This window comes from Nocardia sp. NBC_00403 (genome assembly GCF_036046055.1).
Taxonomy (GTDB): Bacteria; Actinomycetota; Actinomycetes; order Mycobacteriales; family Mycobacteriaceae; genus Nocardia.
Window position 1 is genome coordinate 306,384 of sequence record NZ_CP107939.1, and the last position, 20,390, is coordinate 326,773.

A 20,390-nucleotide genomic window follows, 5' to 3' on the forward strand; every position below is an offset into this window, starting at 1 on the left:
TCGCGGACCGCGCGGCCCGACTACGTGCGCCGACTCGACGGGATGCGCGTTCTCCGCAACGGCAGGGGAAGTCCCCGCGCCGGAGGCGCAATCGAGCACTGTGCTCGCGGGCGGTTCGGGCACGGAGTCGGGTCGGACTGCGTGGCCGCTTTCGTAGATCGGGGCGGTCGCGCTCGGCCATACAGATGTTGAACATCCATCACTGACGCTTGTTTGAAACATATGTCACAAACAGATGTATGCCCCACTGCTATGGTTCGGAGGTGGGAACCCGAGAAGATCTGCTGGCCGCGGCCAAACAATGCCTGGCCGAACGCGGCTACGCGCGCACCACCGTGCGCGACATCGTGGCCGCCTCCGGCACCAATCTGGCGGCCATCAACTACCACTTCGGCACCCGCGACAAGCTTCTGAATCAGGCGATGATGGAGTCCAGCGCCACCGCGGTCCAGCAGATCCTCGCGTCATTGCCCGACACCGACACCGACGACCCCGCGGCCCGCCTGCACACCTTTCTCCAGCAGCTGATCACCTCGTTCACCGAAAACCGCGCGCTCTGGTCGGCGAACGTCGAGAGCCTGGCCCAGGCCCTGCACTCCCCCGAGATCCGCGCCGAACTCGGTAACGCCCAAGCCCTGGCCCGCACCGAACTCGGCGAGTTGTTCGCCCGCACCGGCAAGGACTCCCACCTGGGCGCGGTCCTGCAAACCATGATCGGCGGCCTCCTCGTCCAATGGCTGGTCGACCCCGACCACGCCCCCACCGCCGCCGACATCACCACCGGCCTCCGCACCCTGGCCACACTGGCCTGACCGACGCGCGGGACACGAATGCGGTTATCGCGTGGTCCCTCCGTCATATCCCGCTCGCCGCGGGCCGAGTGGCTGCCGGCAAGCCTCTTCGCCGCGCCCGCGCGCACCTCATTGCCCGAGGGCCGAGCACGGGACCAACTCGCCGGGCAGATTTGTCAGTGCGGCGGGGGTGGCACATGCTGGATCGATGGCGATCCTGCTGGCGTTGGCGTCTATGTGTTCGACGCTGGTCGGGGGGCTGGTGGCGGTGCGGATCGGGGACCGGAGACATTTGGTGCTCGGGGTGGCGGCGGGGGTGATGCTCGGGGTGGTCTTCTTCGATCTGCTGCCGGAGGCATTAGCCGAGTCCGCACACATTGTGCTCGGGGTGCCCGACGCGCTGATCGCCACGGTGTTCGGGTTTCTCACCATCCATGTCATCGAGCGGGCGGTTGCCGTTCACACCGGTCATGAACACGAATTCGGTACGCACAAGCACGGGTTCGAGTCCGTGGGGCTGCTTGCGGCGGCCGGATTGATCTTTCACAGCACGCTCGACGGTCTCGGGATCGGACTCGGTTTCCAGGCCGGAGCGACCGTCGGCACCGCCGTCGCCATCGCGGTGATCAGTCACGACTTCGCCGACGGTTTCAATACCTTCACCATCACGACCCTCTACGGCAGTGCCCGCAAACGAGCACTCACCCTGCTCGCCCTGGACGCCATAGCCCCCGTAGTCGGCGCGATAATCGGCACCCTCATCCGCGTGCCCGTCGAAGCAGTCGGCCTCTATCTCGGCTACTTCGCGGGCTTTCTGCTCTACCTCGCCACCGCCGACATCCTCCCCGAAGCCCACGCGCAACACCCCTCCCGGCTGACCCTCGCCTGCACCGTGGGAGGCGCCGCATTCATGCTGGCGGTCTCGGCGTTGAGCCACTGACGGCTGCGGGGCCTCGCTCCGACTCCCGTAAACGGGGGGCGAGGAGCAAATCCGCCCGATCCGGCGCTAGCCGAATGAAACCGCTTCCGACCAGGCGCTTTGCGGGTGGGAAGACAAATAGCGGGAGCAAGACCGGACACAGCGCAGACCAGACGCGATATACCAGCCGCCCAAGCCGACCTCGAACATATCTGGGACTACACCGCCGACCGGTGGGACGCCGACCAGGCCGAGGGATACCTGCGCGAACTCCAACACACCATCAAGCGCATTGCCGTGAACCCGTGCATCGGCCGGGCCTGCGATGAGATCCGCCCCGGCTACCTCGAACTCGTCGCCGGATCACACACGCTGTTCCATCGGGTCACCGACGGTGTCGTCGATGTCGTACGCGTCCTGCACCAACGCATGGATGTCGACCTGCACCTCTGACCGAGTGCTTGCGCGTTCGGGTGGAACCGCTTTTGCACTATGGCTGCGGTGTAGAGAACGCTGTTGAGCCGGCGGTTGCCGCCTCGGTGCAGTCGATGGTGTTCCTTGTCGGAAGAGTAGACCGGAATCGGAGCGCAACCGGTGTAGCGGGCGAGTTTGGTCGAACTCGCGAATCGTGTGATGTCGCCGATCTCCGCTATCAACACTGCTGCCGAGATATGGCTGATCCCAACGATTTCCATCAACGTGGGCGCCAAAGGGCTAACCAGGTCCTTGCAGCCAACCGGCGAACTTCTTCATACCCGCCTCGACATCGAAGCCCGGCAGCAGCCCCGGCCGATGGCGACTCCGCAGAACAATTCGCCCAGTCGCCCAGGGCCGTATGCGGTAGCCTGAGACGGCGCCGAGTTGATGTGAGGACATGGGGAGTGTCCCGGCTCGGCCGCTCTATGGGAGGGGAATTCCATGCGTGCACGACTGTTGGCACTCGCGGCTATTGCAGGTCTGGCCTGCGGGATCGGGATCAGCGCTGTCCCGGCGTCGGCGGATGCGGATTCGGGGCGCTGCCCCGGCGGTGCATTCTGTCTGTGGTCCGGGGCCGGCTACACCGGCACGATAACCCAGAAGGCGGTGCCGCCCGGTGGGAGAGGAGCCGGCCAAGTAGCGACCAACCCGACCCGGTCAGTGGTGAACAACACCAGCTACGTCCTGGACCTCTACGAGAACCCGGGCGGCGGCGGTCGCCATGCCACCATTCGGCAGCGGTCGGTACCCGACCTCGGATTCACCGCACACTGGTTGGTGCTCTGCATTTCCTGCTGACCGCCGCGGATGTCGTAGCACGGCCGCACAACACACGGTGCGGCCGTTGGCGGCCAGGGCTCAGGCACAGATCTACTCCACTCTCGAGGTCGCCAGCCAAGGGCCATCAGTCCGGCGTGCTCGTAGCGAGGTGGTTACGTCGACTGGATCAGCCAGGAACATCCCCTGGTAGCGGACCGTCACCACCTGCACCGCGAACCCGAGCCAGTTGTAGTCCCGGCGCCGCGCCGCGATCAACCGGCGATTCTCATCATCCAGATAGCAGAGCCGTTCCAGCTTCACCCGGGGCAACACACCGAAACACCCGTAGCCGGGCACGCCCTCATCAGTCACCCAGACATGAAATCATCAGCACAACAACAGGATTCACCCTGCCTGCTTAGTGTGACTGTCGTCCCAGATGTTCCTCAACCCCCATTCAGGGCCGCAACAGACCGGTCGGCACTGTGTTCAGCTGCCCGAACAGGACCAGTGCTTCCTCAGGGCCGGTAGCCGATAGTCCCGTCGGGTTGGATGCCGGTCTGTTGGCCGTTGGGAAGGCGCACCGGCGTGGTCAATGCCGAGGCCGCTGCGACGAAGTGGGCCTCGAGTGTCTCGACCGGATAATGGTAGGGCCCTTTGCGACTCGCGACGATGTTCCTCTTGTTGCGGACATACCAATCCAGGTAGAGGGCGCCGTCGGAGGTCACCGCCCATCGGGGTTCCTTGAAGCCACCGAAGGGATACCAGCCGCCCGCCACTACACATTGGTCGGGAGTCGGCTTGTATTCCGAGAAGTCGATGTAGTCGTGTTCCGTATATCGCTGGAACAGCGGAGCGCCGCGCTTGCGGGCGAACGCGAAAAACTCCGCGGCGTGGCGCGTGAACATGCCCATCCTCCGTGCCGCGGCCGCTCGCTTCTCGGCCTGCTGTCGAGCCTCGCGCTGGGCGATCTCCCGCTGTATCCGTGCATGCTCGGCGGCAGCCTTCTCCAGTTCCGACACGAATCCACCCCCTCAAAGGCCGACACCGGACCTCAGCCTTATATAACACCCTAATCTGCAATGCCAGTGAGACACAATGGAACTCGTGGGGAAAGTACCGAACTCCGCCCACCGGTACAGGTTCCACGCACCCGCGCCACCTTGCGGCAGCGTACGGAGCACTGAGAAAGGCTGCCGCGAACCCTCGAACGCGCTCCGGATGCGCTCCAGAGACGGCGCGGTCACGGTTGTGCCAATCTCAGCTCGAAGGCGACCATCGCGCTGACCAGCCATCGACTCTCGCCCACCGGGACGACCGCGTGGTCGACCACACTGCAATGGGCGGCTACCGCGACCGGCCCGGCTGTCGAACGCTCTACGGCGGCGCGGCGCGCTGTCCGCCGCGATCCCATGCGCGACAACAACTCCGAGCCACCCCAGCGACCTTCAGGCAACGGAACCTCGCACGGGAGTGCAATTTCCGCTTCCGCCGACTTGGCTAAATTCGTAGAGCTACGAAACCCATCTCGCATCGGTTCGCGTTCCCTGGTCCACCGGAGTTCTACGAGATCAAACCCTCGTCCACCACGGGCATCGAAAGCGGCGCACGGAAGATCGCGTGGTTCAACATCCTCTGCGGTCTACCGCCGACGGGCGCCAACCTGCCCTACCGGACGGGAAACAGATACCGACCGAATTTCATCAGAAAGCTCCCGCGCAAGCGCGCTTTCGGGATCGCCTACAACCTCGGGATCGAGATCAAATGGCATGTCGACGGACTGATCCTGTGGCGGCTGTGCATGGAGGTCGACAATCCGCCCGACGACGGAAAATGCACCGCACTGCTGTGGGCAGGAGCGATCGCGGCCATGATCCGGCGCCGCCAGGACTTCGAGGCAACCGCAGCAGCGCTGGACACACTGTCGTCCAGGCGGGTGTCGCCGATGGAAGCGCCGGTCGGTGCGGGCGCGGCGAATGTGCCCGCCGACGTCGGCTACGTGCAGGCGCTGCTCAACGATCACCGGGGCAGACAAGGGCTTTCGCTGCTCGTCGAGGACAGCGTCATCGGCAGCGCCACGATCGCAGCGATCAACGCGGCCGGGTCCCTCGCGGTGCAGCAGCCGAACAACCCCCGCACGGAATGGTTCAAGGGCCATTCGGTTGCGCCAGACCACAAATCGTCAAGACCGCTGGTCCGCGACGGACAACCGCCGGATCTGGACCGGACACCTGCCGGGCGCATTCATCTCGGATCGATAGCCGAACGACCCCTACGAGCGCGAGCTCGAGGGGTCGTTCGGTTGCGCCAGAAGGCGATTCGTCGAGATGTCGGCCGCAATGGACCTATCGGGTGATCAGTGTCGGCCTGCGCGGGGCTGGGCCGCCTGGTCGCGGGAGGTCGAGCGAACGTGCGAGGTGCCTGTGCGGGCGGGGCGGCCCTGGGACCGGCCTGCGGCATCGGTGCCACGGGCAACAGCAACGCCTGCGCCACGGGGGTTCCGGCTGCGCTGCCCACCGGTCGCGGCACCGTGGTCGGTGCGGCCACGCGACTGACCGTCGAAGCCGCCGCCACGACCATCACTGTTACGCGACGAACCGGCAGGACGCTCGGAGCGGCCACTCGAACGACCATCGAAGCCGGCACCACGACCATCGCTGTTACGCGACGAACCGGCACCACGCTCGGACCGGCCGTCGAAGCCGGTGCCGCGATCGAACGAGTCGCTCGCGCCACGCCCGTTGCGGCTCCGCGACGACCCACCGGCGACCGCGTCCCTACGGGACTGTCCGCCTGCGCCTTGACCGCCACGGGTACGGGCACCACCGGTTGCGGCGCCGCGTCCGTCGCTGCTGGGGCGGCTGTTCCGGTTACGGGCCTGGCCACCGGTGTGGGTGGAGGCGGTCGGGTTGTAGGTCGGTGCGACGAGGGGGGCGATCTCGCCGACCAGGTCGGTCACCGGCGCCGAGTCCGCGGTCACGCGCTGCGGGCTCACCTGGATGCCTGCCTTGCGCAGTAGTCCGGCGACGTCCCTGCGCTGCTCCGGGAGCACGACGGTGACCACGTCACCGGCGCTGCCCGCGCGGGCGGTCCGCCCGGAGCGGTGCAGGTATGCCTTGTGCTCGGCGGGCGGGTCGACGTGCACGACCAGCTCGACATCATCGACGTGCACGCCGCGCGCGGCGATATCGGTGGCGACGAGCACGCGCGCCGAGCCATCGGTAAACGCGGCCAGGTTGCGATCACGGGCGACCTGGGAGAGGTTGCCGTGCAGATCGGTCGCGGGGATGCCCGCGGTGGTCAGCTGCTTGGCGAGCTTGCGCGCCTGATGCTTGGTGCGCATGAACAGGATTCGGCGGCCGCCGCCGGAGGCCAGGGTGCGCACGAGCGCGTTCTTGGCGTCGACGCCGCCGACCTCGAAGACGTGGTGGGTCATCGCGGCCACCGGCGAGTTGGCCTCGTCGACGGAGTGCGACGCGGGATCACGCATGAATCGTTTGACCAGCTTGTCCACGCCGTTGTCCAGCGTGGCGGAGAACAGCAGGCGCTGGCCGGTCGGCTGGGTGGCCGCGAGGATCCGGGTCACCGCGGGCAGGAAGCCGAGGTCGGCCATGTGATCGGCCTCGTCGAGCACGGTGACCTGCACCTCGTTGAGGTGCACCACGCGCTGACGCATCAGATCTTCCAGCCGGCCCGGGCAGGCCACGACGATATCGACGCCGGCGGCGAGCGCGCGGCTCTGCCGCACTTGGGAGACACCGCCGATGATCGTCGTGACCGTCAACCCGCAGGCCACGGCCATGGGCTCGAGCGTCGCGGTGATCTGGGTGGCCAGTTCACGTGTCGGGGCGAGGATCAGGCCGGTGGGCCGACCCGGCTTACGCACACCGCCCGCGAGCCGGTCGACCATCGGGATGGAAAAGGCCAGCGTCTTGCCACTACCGGTCTTGCCGCGGCCGAGCACGTCACGTCCGGCGAGCGAATCGGGCAGGGTGGCGGCCTGGATCGGGAACGGTGCGGTGATCCCGTTCGCCGCGAGGGCGTCGACCAGCTTCTTGCGCACGCCGAGCGCGGCAAAAGAGGTCACAGGGGCAGAGCTCGAGGAACGGGTCGTCATAAGAAGTACAGGTGCCTTTCCGGCATCGGGGGTTGTACCGCAGCGGCACGCAGGATGGTGTGTCCATACCTGCGTTCGGTGTTATGACACCCAGCTGCGGGGCCGACGCGAAAGAAAGACATCCACGACGGACATAGGGCGACCGTGCAAGATCAACAATCGCCGACTAGCAACCATAGCGCAGTTCCGCGCCTTCTGCGGCGGGGGCGTCGTAGGTCACTATCGGAAAGCCGACGCCGCGCCCCGACAACCCGCTTTCCGACACCACACCCCCGCACGGCACCTGTACCACTGCCTGCGATTTCACCATTGCGCAGCCGTCAGTCACTCCGCGAAGGTGACTTTCGTCATCGAAGGCCATGCAACATTGCCGCAAATGTCCGCACCGCGGGTCAGCACCTCCGGTGGCCTGGTGCTCTCGGCCCGTGTGCGAGGGTGCCGACCCGCTGTGCGTCGGTCGCGGGTTGCATAGTGTTGCGGCCGCAACCGACACCCGCGCCCGAGGCCCGTATCAGTGCCCCTTCAGCTGTGGCATAACCTCCTGCGCGACCCACGACATCGCGTCGGCAAATGCGGTCGTCGGTACCGGCAGCCACAGTGAGCAGGCGCCCAAGCCGGCTTGCTGCAGGGCACCGAGTTCGTCGACGATGTTCGTGGCCGAGGCCTGTGGGCCGCCGAGCAGTCGGCCAGGATCTCGGTCGATCGCGGGGAATCCCGGGGGCACCACGAATGCCACCGAATTCGTCTGCGGTAGTTCGCGTTCGATGCCGGAGGCGGCGGCGAGTTCCGCTAGCCGGCCGCGTATCCGGGCAAGTTCGGCAGGCCCGGAAATGGATCCGTACCACGCCGCGCCGAATCGCACCGCGCGAAGCAAGGCAGCGTCGCTTTGCCCGCCGACCCACACCGGCGGTCCACCGGCCGTGCACGGCGCGACACCGATTCGCCTGCCGGGATCCTCGCCACGCCACAGCGCGCCGAGCTCCGCCAAGTACTCGTCGGTGCGCTTCCCGCGCGCCTCGAACGGCACCCCGACGGCGTCGAATTCGGTTCGGTCCCAACCGGTCCCGACGCCCATGGTGAACCGACCGCGCGACAACCGATCGAGCGTCGCGGTCTGGTGTGCGAGCACGATCGGGTTGTACAGCGGCAGAATCAGCACACTCGTCGCAAGGCCGATCCGTGATGTCGCCCCCGCGATCGCCGACAACATGACCAGCGGATCGGGCGTGACGCCCAACTCCCCCGCCAGCACATGACTGCCCGCGATCACATGGTCGAACCCCAATTGCTCTGCGGTGCACGCAGTTTCCACCACGTTGTCCAGCTCGACCTCCGCATCCGTCCACAACCGGTGCGGGCCGATACCGAGCCGCAACCCGTCGCTCGATTCCACGGACTCGTCCACGTGCATCCTGTCGGCCCTGCTTCCTGTCGTGTGTGCGCCTCACCCGGTCGACAACGCTCGACGCCCGATCCATCCGACCCGATCTCGCCCGGCCCGCCTTCGCCATCCACCACCGCCATCCAGGTGGAGCCCGACCAGTGGCACACGGCTGCGGCCGAGAGACCCGACATCATTGTGTGCCACTCGCCCCGATGGACGCACACCCCGAGTCAAGCTGCGAGGGTGACGATCCGGAGGACGGCGGCGACGGATTGGTCGGCGAGAGTGTCGGTCAGGGGCAGGTGACCGAAGAGGGCGCGATAGTAGATGGGGGCAGCAATGGCGTCGAGGACGAAGTCCATATCAAGGTTCTGGTCGATCTCGCCGCGGCGGATTGCCGATGCGAGCGCGGTTGCGGTGGTGCGCCTGCGCGGCTCGAAGACGGTGGCCAGGAAGTGATCTCGCAGAGCCCGATCATTGGCAAGGTCGGCGACCAGGGCCGGAAGGACGTGATGCAACGAGGTATCTCGTAGTGCGGCAACGAGATTGCGCATTGCGATGGTCAGATCGGCGCGGAGGTCGCCGGTGTCGGGGGTCGGCTGGAGACCGAGCAGGTCGGCGACCACGTCGACAACCAGGTGCCGCTTCGATGGCCAGCGGCGGTAGATCGCCGGTCGATGAATGCCGGCCCTGGTGGCGATCCGGCCGATGGACAGGTCTACGTAGCCGGTTTCGTCGAGCAGTTCCCGAGCCGCCGCCAGCACCGCCGCATCGATTCGGTCTTCACGCGCTCTGCCCGCCATCAGAACACCGGTCGCGGCATCAGCACGACCCGCCACCCGTCCGGATCCGGAAAGGTCAGTCCGCCGTGCTCGGCCCAGTACGGATTCTCCGCAGCCACCGGTTCCACACCGAAATCACCGAGCCGCTGCGCCACGTCGTACATCTGCGATTCGCCCGAGAAGTACAGCACCAGCACGTTTTCCGCACTGGGCGCATCGCCGGGGCTGCCGTCCGCGTGCGTGGTGAACTCCAAGTGGTAGCCGGCCCCCGGCAGCCCGAGCATCACTCCGTCGTAGCCGGCGTGATTCTCGAATCGGTACAGCTCCCGCAGCCCCAGCCCTTCGACGTAGAACCGAACTACCGCTGCCAAACGATCGGTGGGTCGGGCAATCCGAACTTGCGCCACAGGCAACGACTCGGGCCAGGTCTCGGTCATAATTCAACGATACGGTACGTACTGTACCGATTTCATGACCATTTCGCCGATTCGCCGGTCGGAAGATGCACCGACCCGGGCGGCCCGCGGCCGAACACTCCGACAGCCGCCGGAATAGCAAAGGCCGCCCCCACATCACTCGGACATGAAGGGCGGCCTCACCTTTTGCCTATTCGGCCGACGTCGCCCGCCGACGAACCCGGCGCGCGGCCGCGACCATATTGCGCAGCGACGGCTCGAGCTGCCAGTAGTGTCGCGTCTTCAAACCACCGTCCGGGTTCGCCCATAGTCGTTCCGGCGTAACCGCTTCGGCTGCGGCCGTGAGCAATTCGTCGAGCTCATCGATATCCGGGATACGCGCCGAACGGCTCTCGTAGACACCGGGTCCCACACCGTGGCTCAGGCCGTGGCCGGAGGCGCAGTCGTCCTTGAGCGCCTTGAGCACCCATTCGATGGAGCGGGTCGCGACCAGCGCGGTGACGTCGGCATCGAGCTGCTCGATCGCCTCGACCACCTCGGCGCGACCGGAATAGTTGATGTGCGTGTGGATCTGGGTTTCCGGCCGCACACCGGAGGTGGCGAGGCGGAATGCCCCGACAGCCCAGCGCAGGTACTCGGCACGACCGACAGGACGCGACGGCAACATCTCGCGAATGGCGGGCTCGTCGACCTGAATGATCGAGATGCCCGCGCGCTCCAGGTCGACAACCTCGTCGCGGATCGCCAGCGCCACCTGGTCCGCGGTCTCGAACAGCGGCTGGTCCTGGCGGACGAACGAGCGCGCGATCATGGTGACCGGACCGGTGACCATGCCCTTGACCGGTTTGTCGGTCAGCGACTGGGCGTAGGTGATCCATTCGACCGACATCGGGGCCGGACGCGACACATCGCCGTAGATGATCGGCGGTCGGACACAGCGGGATCCGTACACCTGCACCCAGCCGAAGCGGGTGGTCGCGAAGCCGTCGAGCAGCTCGGCGAAGTACTGGATCATGTCGTTGCGCTCGTGCTCGCCGTGCACGAGCACGTCGAGGCCGATGTCCTCCTGCAGGCGGATCGTGGCCTCGATCTCGGCCTCGATCTTCTTGCGGTACTCCGCGTAGGACAACCTGCCCTCGCCGAGATCGTGGCGGGCCTGCCGGATCCGTGTGGCCTGCGGGAAGGAACCCAGCGTGGTCGCGGGCACCGGCGGCAGATTCAGCTTGCGCTGCTGGGCTTCTCGGCGCACCTCGTAGGGCGCACGCTCACGCATACGCGGCGTGACCGCGTAAACCCGTTGCCGCACTGCGTGCTTCTGCTTGAAGTGCACCTCGGTCGGCCGCTTGCGCCACTTCTCCGACGGCCCCTCGGTGAGCGCCTTCGCGAGCGAAACCACCTCGCCCACCTTCTGTTTCGCGAAGGCGAGGCGATCGGCGACATTGCCCTCGATGTCGTATTCGGCGAGCACGTCGTAGGGCACGTGCAGCAGCGTCGTACCAGTGGAGACGACCAGGTCGGGGCAGACCTTCGCCAGCTCGTTGAGGTAGGACAGCGTGACGAACCGATCCGCGCGCCACACATTCAGGCCGCTGATCACGCCCGCGTACAAACGCTTACGACGAATTCCGGGAACCTTCGCGAGTTCCTCGGGGTCGATCCGGAAACTCGCCAGGTCCAGGCCGATGGCCTCGACGTTGGTGCCTGCCAGGATGGTCAGCGCTTCACCGAAGTCGCCGTACTGACCGGTGACCAGCATGCGCGGGCGCAGCGGCGCCTTCGAAAGTCGTTGGTAGGCCTTGTCGAACGCGGCGAGCTCGGCGGGGCTGCGCTCACCGGTGAAACAGGGCTCGTCCAGCTGCACGCAGGTGGCACCGCGCTTGGCGAGAATCTCGAACAGCTGCTCGTACACCGGCAGCAGCTTGTCGAGCAGGCTGAGGGTGTCGAATTCCGCCTCACCCGGCACGTGCCCGGCCTTGGACAGCAGCAGCAGCGACAGCGGGCCGAGCACCACAGGGCGCAGCTCGAAATCGCGTTCCTTGGCCCGGTCGAATTCGTCGAGCAACGCCTCGGGATGCAGTGAGAACTCGGTGGATTCATCGAGTTCGGGCTGCCGGTAGTGGTAGGCGGTGCCGAAGAACCGCACCAGCTCCAGTGGCGGCAGGTCGGGACGACCGCGTGCCATCAGGAAATAGAAGTCCAGCGGGTCCAGTTCATCCTGGAGCGGCTTGAACCTGGTCGGCACCGCACCGAAGAGCAGCGCATTGTCGAGTACATGGTCGTAGAAGGAGAAGGTGTTGCCGGGAACCTGGGTGAGCCCGGTGGCGGCCAGCTCGTTGAACTGCCGTTCCTGGATGTCGCGCCCGACTGCGAGCAGCTCGTCGCGGGATGCCCCGCCGCGCCAATAGGCCTCCAGGGCCCGCTTGAGTTCCCGGTGCGGTCCAATCCTCGGGTACCCGAGGATGCTCGACCCGTAACCATCGGTGACGTTGACCATGCGCGGGATGCTCCCTTTCGATCACCTGCGCTGGCGCCCACCGCCGAACGGTGGAACGCCGCACAGCGCTGCGCTCTCGGTGTTCGAGCGAGCCGTGACCACGACTCGCCTTCTTGCAGCTTATGCCGATAACCCCATCCACCCGGCCATACCTGAGGCCGGATGATGTTCAGCTGACCCACCCACCACGGAGCGAGTCTTACGAGCGACGTTCGCGGCCGGCTCGCGTCCGAGTGGCCGAAGCGCATGCGACGAAGTCGCGAGTCTCGGCCGCTCGGACGCGAGCCTTGGGGGCCGCGAACACGCAGCGCCGCAGGCGCTGCAAGTCAACTCAGCGCCGCAGGCGCTGCAAGTCAACTCAGCGCCGCAGGCGCTGCAAATCAACTCAGACCTTGTACTGGTAGAAACCCGCGCCGGTCTTCTTGCCGAGCAGGCCGGCCTCGACCATGCGCATCAGCAGCGGCGGGGCCGAGTACAGCGGCTCCTTGAACTCTGCGTACATGGAGTCGGCAATCGACTTGACGGTGTCCAGGCCGACGAGGTCGGTCAGCGCCAGCGGGCCCATCGGGTGGGCACAGCCGAGCACCATCGCCTTGTCGACGTCTTCCTTGGTGGCGAAGCCGGACTCCACCATGCGGATCGAGGACAGCAGGTACGGCACCAGCAGCGCGTTCACCACGAAGCCGGAGCGGTCGGCCGAGCGGACGACCTGCTTGCCGAGCACATCGCCCGCGAAAGCCTCGGCGCGCTTGGACACCGACTCGCTCGTCTTGAGCGTGGTGACCAGCTCGACGAGCGGCAGCACCGGAACCGGGTTGAAGAAGTGCATGCCGACCACGCGCTCGGGGTTCGCCGTGGCGACCGCGATCTTCATGATCGGGATGGAAGAGGTGTTGGAGGCCAGCACCGCATCGGGGTCGGTGACAACCTTGTCGAGCTCGCTGAAGATCGAGGTCTTCACCTTCTCGTCCTCGAGCACCGCCTCGACCACCAGCTGGCGGTCGGCGAAGTCGCCGAGGTCGGAGGTGAACCGCAGCCGCCAGGCGGCCTGCTCGCGCTCCCGCTCGGTGATCTTGCCGCTGCTGACGCCACGGTCGAGCGACCGCAGGATGCGGGAACGGCCTGCGGCGGCTAGTTCCCGAGTCTGTTCGAAGACGAGCACGTCGATATGCGCGCGAGCGCACACCTCCGCGATTCCGGCACCCATCTGTCCGGCGCCGATAATGCCGACGCGTTGAATCTTCTCGCTGCTCACGTCCCGCTCCTGCTGGTTTGTCTGGCAATCGGGTGGCTTGTGGCGAAGGAGCGACGCGGTCCGCGGCGAGCCTTCGATGGTCCAAGGTATAGGGATATGCCCTCCCCGCCGAGGGCTGTTCGGCGGGGAGGGCGGTACACCCCTACTGGAGTAGAGGGCTAAAGGTATTCACGTCGGGAACCTCATTCCCTTGTGCGAATCACGATTCCCTTGTGCGAATCACGGTTGGTGACGTCGGATGCTTTCGCAACCCCGTACGGGGTGAGCCCGACGAACCCCCGTTCGCGGCCGGCTCGCTTCCGAGTACTCGAAGCTTGGAGCGCCGGGGCGGACGAAGGTCCGACCCTCGCGCATGCGCCGAAGGCGCGAGTCTCGAGTGCTCGGAAGCGAGCCTTGGGGGCCGCGGACACGCGGCGCGGAGGCGCCGCCATGTCTCAGTGGAACTGACCCTCTTCGGTGGAGCCCTTCAGGGCGGCCGTCGAGGTGTTCGGGTCCACGGTGGTGGCGATCAGGTCGAAGTAGCCTGCGCCGACCTCACGCTGGTGCTTGGTGGCGGTGTAGCCGCGCTCCTCGGCGGCGAACTCGCGCTCCTGCAGGTCGACGTAGGCGGTCATGCCCTCGCGGGCGTAGCCGTAGGCCAGGTCGAACATGCCGTAGTTGAGCGAGTGGAAGCCGGCCAGGGTGATGAACTGGAACTTGAAGCCCATCGCGCCGAGCTCCTTCTGGAACTTCGCGATGGTCGCGTCGTCCAGGTGCGCCTTCCAGTTGAAGGACGGGGAGCAGTTGTAGGCGAGCAGCTGGTCCGGGAACTCGCTGCGGACAGCCTCGGCGAACTGCTTGGCCAGCTCGAGATCGGGCTTGCCGGTCTCCATCCAGATCAGGTCCGCGTAGGGGGCGTAGGCCTTGGCGCGGGCGATGCAGGGCTCGATGCCGTTCTTCACACCGAAGAAGCCCTCTGCGGTGCGGGTGCCGTCGAGGAACGGCTTGTCGCGGTCGTCCACGTCGGTGGTGATCAGGGTGGCGGCTTCGGCGTCGGTGCGGGCGATGATCACCGAAGGCACGTCGGCGACGTCGGACGCGAGGCGAGCCGAGGTCAGGGTGCGGATGTGCTGCTGGGTCGGGATGAGCACCTTGCCACCGAGGTGGCCGCACTTCTTCTCCGAGGCGAGCTGGTCTTCCCAGTGCACGCCCGCGGCGCCGGCCTGGATCATGGCCTTCTGCAGCTCGTAGGCGTTCAGGGCGCCACCGAAGCCGGCCTCGGCGTCGGCGACGATCGGGGCGAGCCAGTTCTTGACCGAGGTGTCACCCTCGACCTTGGCGATCTCGTCGGCGCGCAGCAGCGCGTTGTTGATACGACGCACGACGGCCGGGACCGAGTTGGCCGGGTAGAGGCTCTGGTCGGGGTAGGTGTGGCCGGAGAGGTTCGCGTCACCGGCGACCTGCCAACCGGACAGGTAGATGGCCTGCAGGCCGGCGCGCACCTGCTGCACGGCCATGTTGCCGGTCAGGGCGCCGAGGGAGTTGATGTAGTCCTCGTTGTTGACGAGATCCCAGAGGATCTCCGAGCCGCGGCGCGCGAGGGTGGCTTCCTCGACGACGGTGCCCTGGAGCTTCGACACCTGCTCTGCGGTGTAGTTACGGGTGATGCCCTTCCAGCGGGGGTTGGTGTCCCAATCCTGCTGGATTTCCGCGGCTGTCTTCGGGGTGCCGGTGGTCATCTCTGACTCCACTTCCTCGTTTGGTCGGGTATGCCCCACGGTCGAGTCTGGCTCGAACTGCTGGAGCGGCAATTTGCAGGCTTGCTAGGCCCATGGGGTGTACTTCCACACGATGGCACACCAAGAAATAGCCGTCTACCTGTTGCTAGTGTGAATCTCAGCTAGGTTTCCACAGGTGTTTGCTAACTTTGCGAAATTTGCCGATGAATTGCACGCATAAAACCTACCGACGGGTAGCTCTGACATGCGGTTTTAGCGTAACGCTCGTACTGTTAGCGATCTTCGGGTGGGCTGCCATCGACTGGCGCGGACATTCCGTCCTGTGAGGACCTTCACAGCTTCGGGCGGGTGCCTTCGGTGTGGGCTGGGCCACCTTCGAGTGGGACGGGCCGCGCGCCGTCGGGCAGACTGGGTCGAATTCACTCCAGGACACGCGTCCAGCTGCCTCGGCCATCCGCGGCGGGCATCGGGCGCTCGATCAACCCGACAGGAGCACCATGCGGAAACTGTGGTTCACCACGGCAATCGCCTGCGCTTGTGCCGCGAGCCTGCTGACACTGTCCGCAGCGACCGCCGACCCTGCGGGCGGACCGGGCACCGTCACTTCTATTGCGCCACTCGCCGCGGTCGCGACCCTGCCGGGGTCGGTGAACTCCACCCGCATCATCTATCGCACCAGCACCGCGAACAACGTGCCGACCGAGGCGAGCGCCGCCGTCTACTTCCCGCCGGGTCCCGCGCCCGCGGGCGGCTGGCCGGTGATCGCCTGGGCGCACGGCACCGTCGGACTCGGCGACGACTGCGCCTACAGCATCACCGGACCGAGCGCCGCCGAGCGCGACTGGGCCTACCTGGGCACCTGGCTGCAACAGGGTTACGCCATCGTGGCCGCCGACTATGCCGGGCTCGGCACGCCGGACGAGCATCCCTATCTCAACGGGATGGTCATGGCACACAACGTGGTCGACGCAGTACAGGCCGCGACCAGGCAGTACTCGTCACTCGCGAAGAAGTGGGCCGTCGTCGGCCAGTCGCAGGGGGCGGGCGCGGCCGCCTACACCGCGCGCTACGCCACCGAATTCGGTGGTCCCGAGTTGGACTACCGCGGCGCGGTCACCACCGGCGTGCCCGCCTACATCGAGGACGTGCTGCTGCCGCTGGCTCCGCATATGCCACCCATCAAGCTGAGCCCGCACAGCACCGCCTACGTGCTGTACATCCTCAACGGGCTGCGCACGACGTACGGAGACACAGTCGGACAGAGTCCGTCCGAAAACCGCGCCGGGCCGAGCGGAGGCGAGGCAGCCGCCTACAGCGACACAGTCGGACAGAGTCCGTCCGAAAACCGCGCCGGGCCGAGCGGAGGCGAGGCAGCCGCCTACAGAGACACAGTCGGACAGAGTCCGTCCGAAAACCGCGCCGGGCCGAGCGGAGGCGAGGCAGCCGCCTACAGAGACACAGTCGGACAGAGTCCGTCCGAAAACCGCGCCGGGCCGAGCGGAGGCGAGGCAGCCGCCTACCCGACGTTGAATATCGAGTCCTTCCTCACCGACGCCGGCCGGGAATGGCTGACCCGCGCCCGCGATGCGTGCATCGGGCCGCTCGGTGACGAGCTCGCCGCACGGGGCGTGGTACTGGGCGATCTGTTCTCCCGGCCGTTGTTGGAGATCCCCGACCTGCACGGGTTCCTCGCCCGCTACATGGCACTGCCCGAATCCGGCTACAACAAGCCGCTCTTCATCGGACAGGGCCTGCGCGACACCGATGTCATCACGCCGGAATCCCTGCGCTGGGCAGCCGTGCTGAAGGCGAACGGCCAGCCGGTCACGCTGCACACCTATCCCACCGACCACAGCGGGACGGTCAACGCTTCACTGCCGGATTCCCTGCCGTTCGTGCACAACCTGTTCGCCTGAACCGCACCCCGGCCGGTCGCGAACCCGACTCACACCGCGGTGAGCAGGTCACGGAGGCGAGCGGCGTAGGCCGACGGGTGGGTCATATTGCCGTTGTGGCCACCGGGGAATTCGACCACCGGGGTATCACGCAACACGGCCAACTCCTGCGCGCATTTGTGGTCGAAAACCTCATGCGGGGTGCTACGCCCGGAAGCCGGAATGATGTGGACGGCTGACCGCTGCAGTTCGGCGGCATCGAGGTTGTCGGTGCGAACGGCGGTGAAGTCCTCGCCGATAAAGAATGCGAAGTTCGCGGCACGCGCTGGAGTAATCGGGGGCAGCTCCACACCCGGCTCCAATTCCTGGTTCCGTGGGTCGATGCCGAGGGTTTTCACCATGGGCGCCAAGGCGGCCTGCCAACCGCTGTCCCGGAAAACCTGCTGGCAGTGTTCGAGTTCGCGCAGATGGTGCGCGCGTTCGGCCGCCGCAAGAAGCCACGGCGTGACCGGCTCGTGCGCGATCAAGGTGTGCAGCTGCTCCGGGTGTTCGACAGCCAGGTGCAGTCCAATGGCCGCACCCATGCTGCAACCGAGCATGTGGGCTGGTTGATCTGTCAGCGCGGTGAGCAGACGATGCACGTCATCGGCATGCTTCGCCACGGTCACCGGCTCGGTCGTGTCGTGAATCGTGCTGCGCGACAGTCCCCTTCGATCGTAGGTGATGACGGTGTAGGTCTGCTCCAGCTGGCGGACCAGGCCCTCGCTGCGGCGCGCGTCGCCCTCGCCGCTCTGCGAAATGAGCAGAACCGGGCCGGTACCCCGAACCTCGTAGTAGAGGTCGGCACCGGGCACCGAAAGGGTGGCGTTCGAAATCGTGGTCATACCGAGAACGATAACCCATCAGATTTGATACATCAATAGTGATGCATCAAACTTGATGTACTGTTGCCGCATGGATGGTGTGGAGCTTTTCCTATTGGGCCGAACGCTGATGAAGCTCGGCGAAGACGCGCTGCCCACCGAGGGTCTCGGCGGCGGCCACCGGCCGGTGCTGATCGTGACCAGCGACATTCTGGAGCATCCAGACAGCACCGTCAGCGAAATAGCCTCACGCACCAGCCTTCCGCAGAGCGCCGTATCGAACGCAGTCGCCCGCCTGAAAGAAGCAGGCTCTATCACCACAACCACCGACCCACGCGACCGACGTCGATCGTTGATCCGCAAGGCCGACCGAATCTCTGCCCGCGTCGCGCAGGTGCGGGCGACCACGATCGACGCCGCACTGGCGGCCGCACTCGGCACCGACGACCCTGAGCTGGTGAACGAAGTCGTCACCGCTTTGGAATTACTCGCTCGGCAACTACGCCCGAGCCACCCGCGCACAGCCGCGAGCAGCGATCCTTCCACCGCATCTCGGAAGCAAGGCGGCTGATCTCGCCTTCCGGCACACACATCCCGAGAATTCGACCGCGTTCAGTGTGTCGATAGCCCCGTAGGAGCGTGGGTTCGGTGCCAGTGTTCGGCGATGTCGATGCGTCGAGTTATCCACACATCATCGTGGGATTGGACGTGGTCCAGGAAGCGTTCGAGGGCCGCGGTGCGGGCAGGGCGGCCCACTATGCGGCAGTGCAGACCCACCGAAAGCATTTTCGGGCTGCCCTCGGCGCCTTCGCGGTAGAGCACGTCGAAGGCGTCACGCAAGTGCGCGAAGAACTGCTCACCGCTGGGGAAACCCGCAGGCGAGGCGAAGCGCATGTCGTTGGTGTCCAACGTGTACGGGACCACCAGGTGATCGCGGTTGTGGACGGTGACCCAGTAGGGCAGGTCGTCGGCGTAGGAATCCGAGTCGTAGACGAATCCGCCGTGCTCGACCACCAGCTGCCTGGTGTTCGGTGAGTCGCGCCCGGTGTACCAGCCCCGCGGTGGAGCGCCGGTCAATTCGGTGAGGATGCGAACCGCCTGGGCCATGTGCGCCCGCTCGGTCTCGCGGTCGGCGAGCTGATAGGACTTCCAGCGCAGGCCGTGGCAGGCGATCTCGTGGCCGAGCTCGCGAAAAGCCGCTACCGCCTCGGGATTTCGTTGCATCGCCCTGGCCACCGCGAAGATGGTGAGCGGCAGGGCACGGCGCTCGAAGACCCGGAGCACCCGCCACAGACCAGCGCGGGAGCCGTACTCGTAGAGCGACTCCATGCTCATGTGCCGATTCGGAAAGGCTTCCGCCGGAGTCATTTCCGAGAGGAAGGTCTCCGAGTGCGGATCGCCGTCGAGAACACTGTTCTCCGCGCCCTCTTCGTAATTGAGCACGAACTGGACCGCGATCCGTGCGCCACCCGGCCATTTCGGATCCGGTGGCGTCGACCCGTAGCCGACAAAGTCCCGCTTGCTCATTCGCCCAGCTCTCCGTACAGCCGCAGGCGCGCGAGCCCGCCGTCCGGGTAGATGTCCAGGCGCACTTGCTCGACCGAAGCGCCCATCGGCGCGATCGCGAAGCGGTGCCTGGTGTCGGGCAGCAGTGCGGTGCGTGGCAGCAGCTCGAGCTCGGTGCCGTCGGTGGTGCGGCCGGTGAGCCGGGCCGCGCCGGGGCTGTTGCCGAGGAAGTACGACGTGTCGATCTCCGCGAGCCGGATCAGGCCCGGTCCGGCGAGGCGGATGTGCACCCAGTCGTTGCCGTCGTCGCGGCGGCGGGCGGTCTCCCAGCCGTCGCCCATCTTCCCGGCCAGGCCGGGATAGAGCAGATGGTTGGGCGAGCTGTAGAAGCGGTTGGAGCAGTCGATCACCAGCGCGCCATTCTCCAGCGCGGCCAGATCCAGCGGGCCGAGACCGAGCAGCCTCGGATCGGGGCGACCCTCCCCGTACACCCGCAGCCGAGCCACGCCGCCATCCGGATGCATGGTGAGTTTCACATGGGTCCAGCGCTTTTCGCTCTCGATCGAGAACGGGTTGCGGCTGTCGCCTGCGACCGGGGCACGGTCGACCAGGGTCACCCAGTCGTCGCGTTCGGCGATGGTCTCGGCGTCCGGGTAGCCCTCGATCTCCAGCGCCGACACCGACACGACGGGCGGATAGTTGCCCTTGAACCAGGCGGTATCCACCACGATTCCCCGGATGAGGCCGGGCACGCCGAGCCGCACGATGGCGGAATCGTCACCGGGCTTGCCCCGACGCCTACGGGTCTCCCAGCCGTCATAGATCTGGCCCTTGTGCCCGAAGGTCGACGGGCGGTATTCGGCGGGGCCGGGGTTGATCAAATTCTCCTTCTCCGCGAAGAATTCGTCATCGGCCCAGATCACCGACCCGCCGAGGGGTCGGACCGCCAGATCCGGCAGCACCGTGAAGTCCGCGTCGTGCACTACCCCTCCTGTTCGGGCCGGAGCTTGGTTG

20 protein-coding genes are annotated in these 20,390 nt (G+C 66.3%); 7 read left to right on the forward strand and 13 right to left on the reverse strand.

Annotation, left to right across the window (positions count from 1 at the left end):
- Positions 1 to 263: 263 nt before the first annotated feature.
- From OHQ90_RS01160 to OHQ90_RS01170, 3 genes are all read left to right on the forward strand, one after another.
- A complete protein-coding gene (locus OHQ90_RS01160) occupies positions 264 to 812 on the forward strand; it encodes a TetR/AcrR family transcriptional regulator (RefSeq protein ID WP_328406686.1) in 549 nt (182 codons plus the stop codon).
- A gap of 187 nt (positions 813 to 999) precedes the next feature.
- A complete protein-coding gene (locus OHQ90_RS01165) occupies positions 1,000 to 1,731 on the forward strand; it encodes a ZIP family metal transporter (RefSeq protein WP_328406687.1) in 732 nt (243 codons plus the stop codon).
- 159 nt (positions 1,732 to 1,890) lie between these two features.
- Positions 1,891 to 2,163, forward strand: a complete 273-nt coding sequence (locus OHQ90_RS01170; protein ID WP_328412452.1) for a type II toxin-antitoxin system RelE/ParE family toxin — start codon at positions 1,891 to 1,893, stop codon at positions 2,161 to 2,163.
- Here OHQ90_RS01170 and OHQ90_RS01175 read toward each other — a convergent pair.
- Positions 2,052 to 2,405: an IS110 family transposase gene (locus OHQ90_RS01175; RefSeq protein ID WP_328412454.1), complete on the reverse strand. Its 354-nt coding sequence runs from the start codon at positions 2,403 to 2,405 to the stop codon at positions 2,052 to 2,054. The genes OHQ90_RS01170 and OHQ90_RS01175 overlap by 112 nt on opposite strands.
- A gap of 223 nt (positions 2,406 to 2,628) precedes the next feature.
- Here OHQ90_RS01175 and OHQ90_RS01180 point away from each other — a divergent pair, with 223 nt between their 5' ends.
- Positions 2,629 to 2,985: a peptidase inhibitor family I36 protein gene (locus OHQ90_RS01180; RefSeq protein WP_328406688.1), complete on the forward strand. Its 357-nt coding sequence runs from the start codon at positions 2,629 to 2,631 to the stop codon at positions 2,983 to 2,985.
- A 72-nt stretch (positions 2,986 to 3,057) separates the two neighbouring features.
- Here the strand turns inward: OHQ90_RS01180 and OHQ90_RS01185 are convergent, their stop codons facing one another.
- Together OHQ90_RS01185 and OHQ90_RS01190 are read right to left on the reverse strand one after the other, a co-directional pair.
- Complete coding sequence (locus OHQ90_RS01185; RefSeq protein ID WP_328406689.1) at positions 3,058 to 3,318, reverse strand: DUF4158 domain-containing protein; 261 nt, start codon at positions 3,316 to 3,318, stop codon at positions 3,058 to 3,060.
- A gap of 146 nt (positions 3,319 to 3,464) precedes the next feature.
- Positions 3,465 to 3,968, reverse strand: coding sequence for a hypothetical protein (locus OHQ90_RS01190; RefSeq protein WP_328406690.1), 504 nt, complete (start codon positions 3,966 to 3,968; stop codon positions 3,465 to 3,467).
- A 779-nt stretch (positions 3,969 to 4,747) separates the two neighbouring features.
- Here OHQ90_RS01190 and OHQ90_RS01195 point away from each other — a divergent pair.
- A complete protein-coding gene (locus OHQ90_RS01195; protein ID WP_328406691.1) occupies positions 4,748 to 5,302 on the forward strand; it encodes a hypothetical protein in 555 nt (184 codons plus the stop codon).
- On the opposite strand, the gene OHQ90_RS01200 is transcribed toward OHQ90_RS01195, so the two are convergent.
- The 7 genes from OHQ90_RS01200 to aceA form a co-directional block, all read right to left on the reverse strand.
- A complete protein-coding gene (locus OHQ90_RS01200; RefSeq protein WP_328406692.1) occupies positions 5,303 to 7,063 on the reverse strand; it encodes a DEAD/DEAH box helicase in 1,761 nt (586 codons plus the stop codon).
- A gap of 511 nt (positions 7,064 to 7,574) precedes the next feature.
- Positions 7,575 to 8,468 (reverse strand): LLM class flavin-dependent oxidoreductase, encoded by an 894-nt coding sequence (locus OHQ90_RS01205; protein ID WP_328406693.1) that lies wholly within the window; start codon positions 8,466 to 8,468, stop codon positions 7,575 to 7,577.
- Between the two features lie 209 nt (positions 8,469 to 8,677).
- Entirely contained in the window at positions 8,678 to 9,250 is a 573-nt protein-coding gene (locus OHQ90_RS01210) for a TetR/AcrR family transcriptional regulator (protein ID WP_328406694.1), read from the reverse strand.
- On the reverse strand, positions 9,250 to 9,666 hold the full coding sequence (locus tag OHQ90_RS01215; protein ID WP_328406695.1) for a VOC family protein: 417 nt from the start codon (positions 9,664 to 9,666) through the stop codon (positions 9,250 to 9,252). Before OHQ90_RS01215 ends, OHQ90_RS01210 begins: the two co-directional genes overlap by 1 nt.
- A 169-nt stretch (positions 9,667 to 9,835) precedes the next feature.
- Positions 9,836 to 12,139 (reverse strand): 5-methyltetrahydropteroyltriglutamate--homocysteine S-methyltransferase, encoded by a 2,304-nt coding sequence (gene metE, locus OHQ90_RS01220; RefSeq protein WP_328406696.1) that lies wholly within the window; start codon positions 12,137 to 12,139, stop codon positions 9,836 to 9,838.
- A 385-nt stretch (positions 12,140 to 12,524) separates the two neighbouring features.
- Positions 12,525 to 13,394, reverse strand: a complete 870-nt coding sequence (locus OHQ90_RS01225) for a 3-hydroxybutyryl-CoA dehydrogenase (protein WP_328406697.1) — start codon at positions 13,392 to 13,394, stop codon at positions 12,525 to 12,527.
- 434 nt (positions 13,395 to 13,828) lie between these two features.
- Positions 13,829 to 15,112 carry an isocitrate lyase gene (gene aceA / locus OHQ90_RS01230; RefSeq protein WP_328406698.1) on the reverse strand — a complete coding sequence of 428 codons (1,284 nt, stop codon included), beginning with the start codon at positions 15,110 to 15,112 and terminating at the stop codon, positions 13,829 to 13,831.
- 497 nt (positions 15,113 to 15,609) lie between these two features.
- On the opposite strand from aceA, the gene OHQ90_RS01235 reads away from it, so the two are divergent.
- On the forward strand, positions 15,610 to 17,028 hold the full coding sequence (locus OHQ90_RS01235) for an alpha/beta hydrolase family protein (protein WP_328406699.1): 1,419 nt from the start codon (positions 15,610 to 15,612) through the stop codon (positions 17,026 to 17,028).
- Between the two features lie 29 nt (positions 17,029 to 17,057).
- Here the strand turns inward: OHQ90_RS01235 and OHQ90_RS01240 are convergent, their stop codons facing one another.
- Positions 17,058 to 17,891: an alpha/beta fold hydrolase gene (locus OHQ90_RS01240; protein ID WP_328406700.1), complete on the reverse strand. Its 834-nt coding sequence runs from the start codon at positions 17,889 to 17,891 to the stop codon at positions 17,058 to 17,060.
- Between the two features lie 70 nt (positions 17,892 to 17,961).
- Between OHQ90_RS01240 and OHQ90_RS01245 the strand changes: the two genes are divergently transcribed.
- Positions 17,962 to 18,441, forward strand: a complete 480-nt coding sequence (locus OHQ90_RS01245) for a MarR family winged helix-turn-helix transcriptional regulator (RefSeq protein WP_328406701.1) — start codon at positions 17,962 to 17,964, stop codon at positions 18,439 to 18,441.
- A gap of 41 nt (positions 18,442 to 18,482) precedes the next feature.
- Here OHQ90_RS01245 and puuE read toward each other — a convergent pair whose 3' ends face one another.
- Positions 18,483 to 19,397 (reverse strand): allantoinase PuuE, encoded by a 915-nt coding sequence (gene puuE / locus OHQ90_RS01250; RefSeq protein ID WP_328406702.1) that lies wholly within the window; start codon positions 19,395 to 19,397, stop codon positions 18,483 to 18,485.
- Complete coding sequence (alc, locus tag OHQ90_RS01255; RefSeq protein ID WP_328406703.1) at positions 19,394 to 20,359, reverse strand: allantoicase; 966 nt, start codon at positions 20,357 to 20,359, stop codon at positions 19,394 to 19,396. Before alc ends, puuE begins: the two co-directional genes overlap by 4 nt.
- Between the last annotated feature and the right edge of the window lie 31 nt (positions 20,360 to 20,390).

Excerpts from the sequence above, each read along its gene's own strand:
- OHQ90_RS01165 (WP_328406687.1), top strand. The coding sequence starts at position 1,000 with ATGGCGATCCTGCTGGCGTTGGCGTCTATGTGTTCGACGCTGGTCGGG.
- OHQ90_RS01175 (WP_328412454.1), bottom strand. The coding sequence starts at position 2,405 with ATGGAAATCGTTGGGATCAGCCATATCTCGGCAGCAGTGTTGATAGCG.
- OHQ90_RS01180 (WP_328406688.1), top strand. The coding sequence starts at position 2,629 with ATGCGTGCACGACTGTTGGCACTCGCGGCTATTGCAGGTCTGGCCTGC.
- OHQ90_RS01195 (WP_328406691.1), top strand. The coding sequence starts at position 4,748 with ATGGAGGTCGACAATCCGCCCGACGACGGAAAATGCACCGCACTGCTG.
- OHQ90_RS01200 (WP_328406692.1), bottom strand. The coding sequence starts at position 7,063 with ATGACGACCCGTTCCTCGAGCTCTGCCCCTGTGACCTCTTTTGCCGCG.
- OHQ90_RS01210 (WP_328406694.1), bottom strand. The coding sequence starts at position 9,250 with ATGGCGGGCAGAGCGCGTGAAGACCGAATCGATGCGGCGGTGCTGGCG.
- OHQ90_RS01215 (WP_328406695.1), bottom strand. The coding sequence starts at position 9,666 with ATGACCGAGACCTGGCCCGAGTCGTTGCCTGTGGCGCAAGTTCGGATT.
- metE (WP_328406696.1), bottom strand. The coding sequence starts at position 12,139 with ATGGTCAACGTCACCGATGGTTACGGGTCGAGCATCCTCGGGTACCCG.
- aceA (WP_328406698.1), bottom strand. The coding sequence starts at position 15,112 with ATGACCACCGGCACCCCGAAGACAGCCGCGGAAATCCAGCAGGATTGG.
- OHQ90_RS01235 (WP_328406699.1), top strand. The coding sequence starts at position 15,610 with ATGCGGAAACTGTGGTTCACCACGGCAATCGCCTGCGCTTGTGCCGCG.
- OHQ90_RS01240 (WP_328406700.1), bottom strand. The coding sequence starts at position 17,891 with ATGACCACGATTTCGAACGCCACCCTTTCGGTGCCCGGTGCCGACCTC.
- OHQ90_RS01245 (WP_328406701.1), top strand. The coding sequence starts at position 17,962 with ATGGATGGTGTGGAGCTTTTCCTATTGGGCCGAACGCTGATGAAGCTC.
- puuE (WP_328406702.1), bottom strand. The coding sequence starts at position 19,397 with ATGAGCAAGCGGGACTTTGTCGGCTACGGGTCGACGCCACCGGATCCG.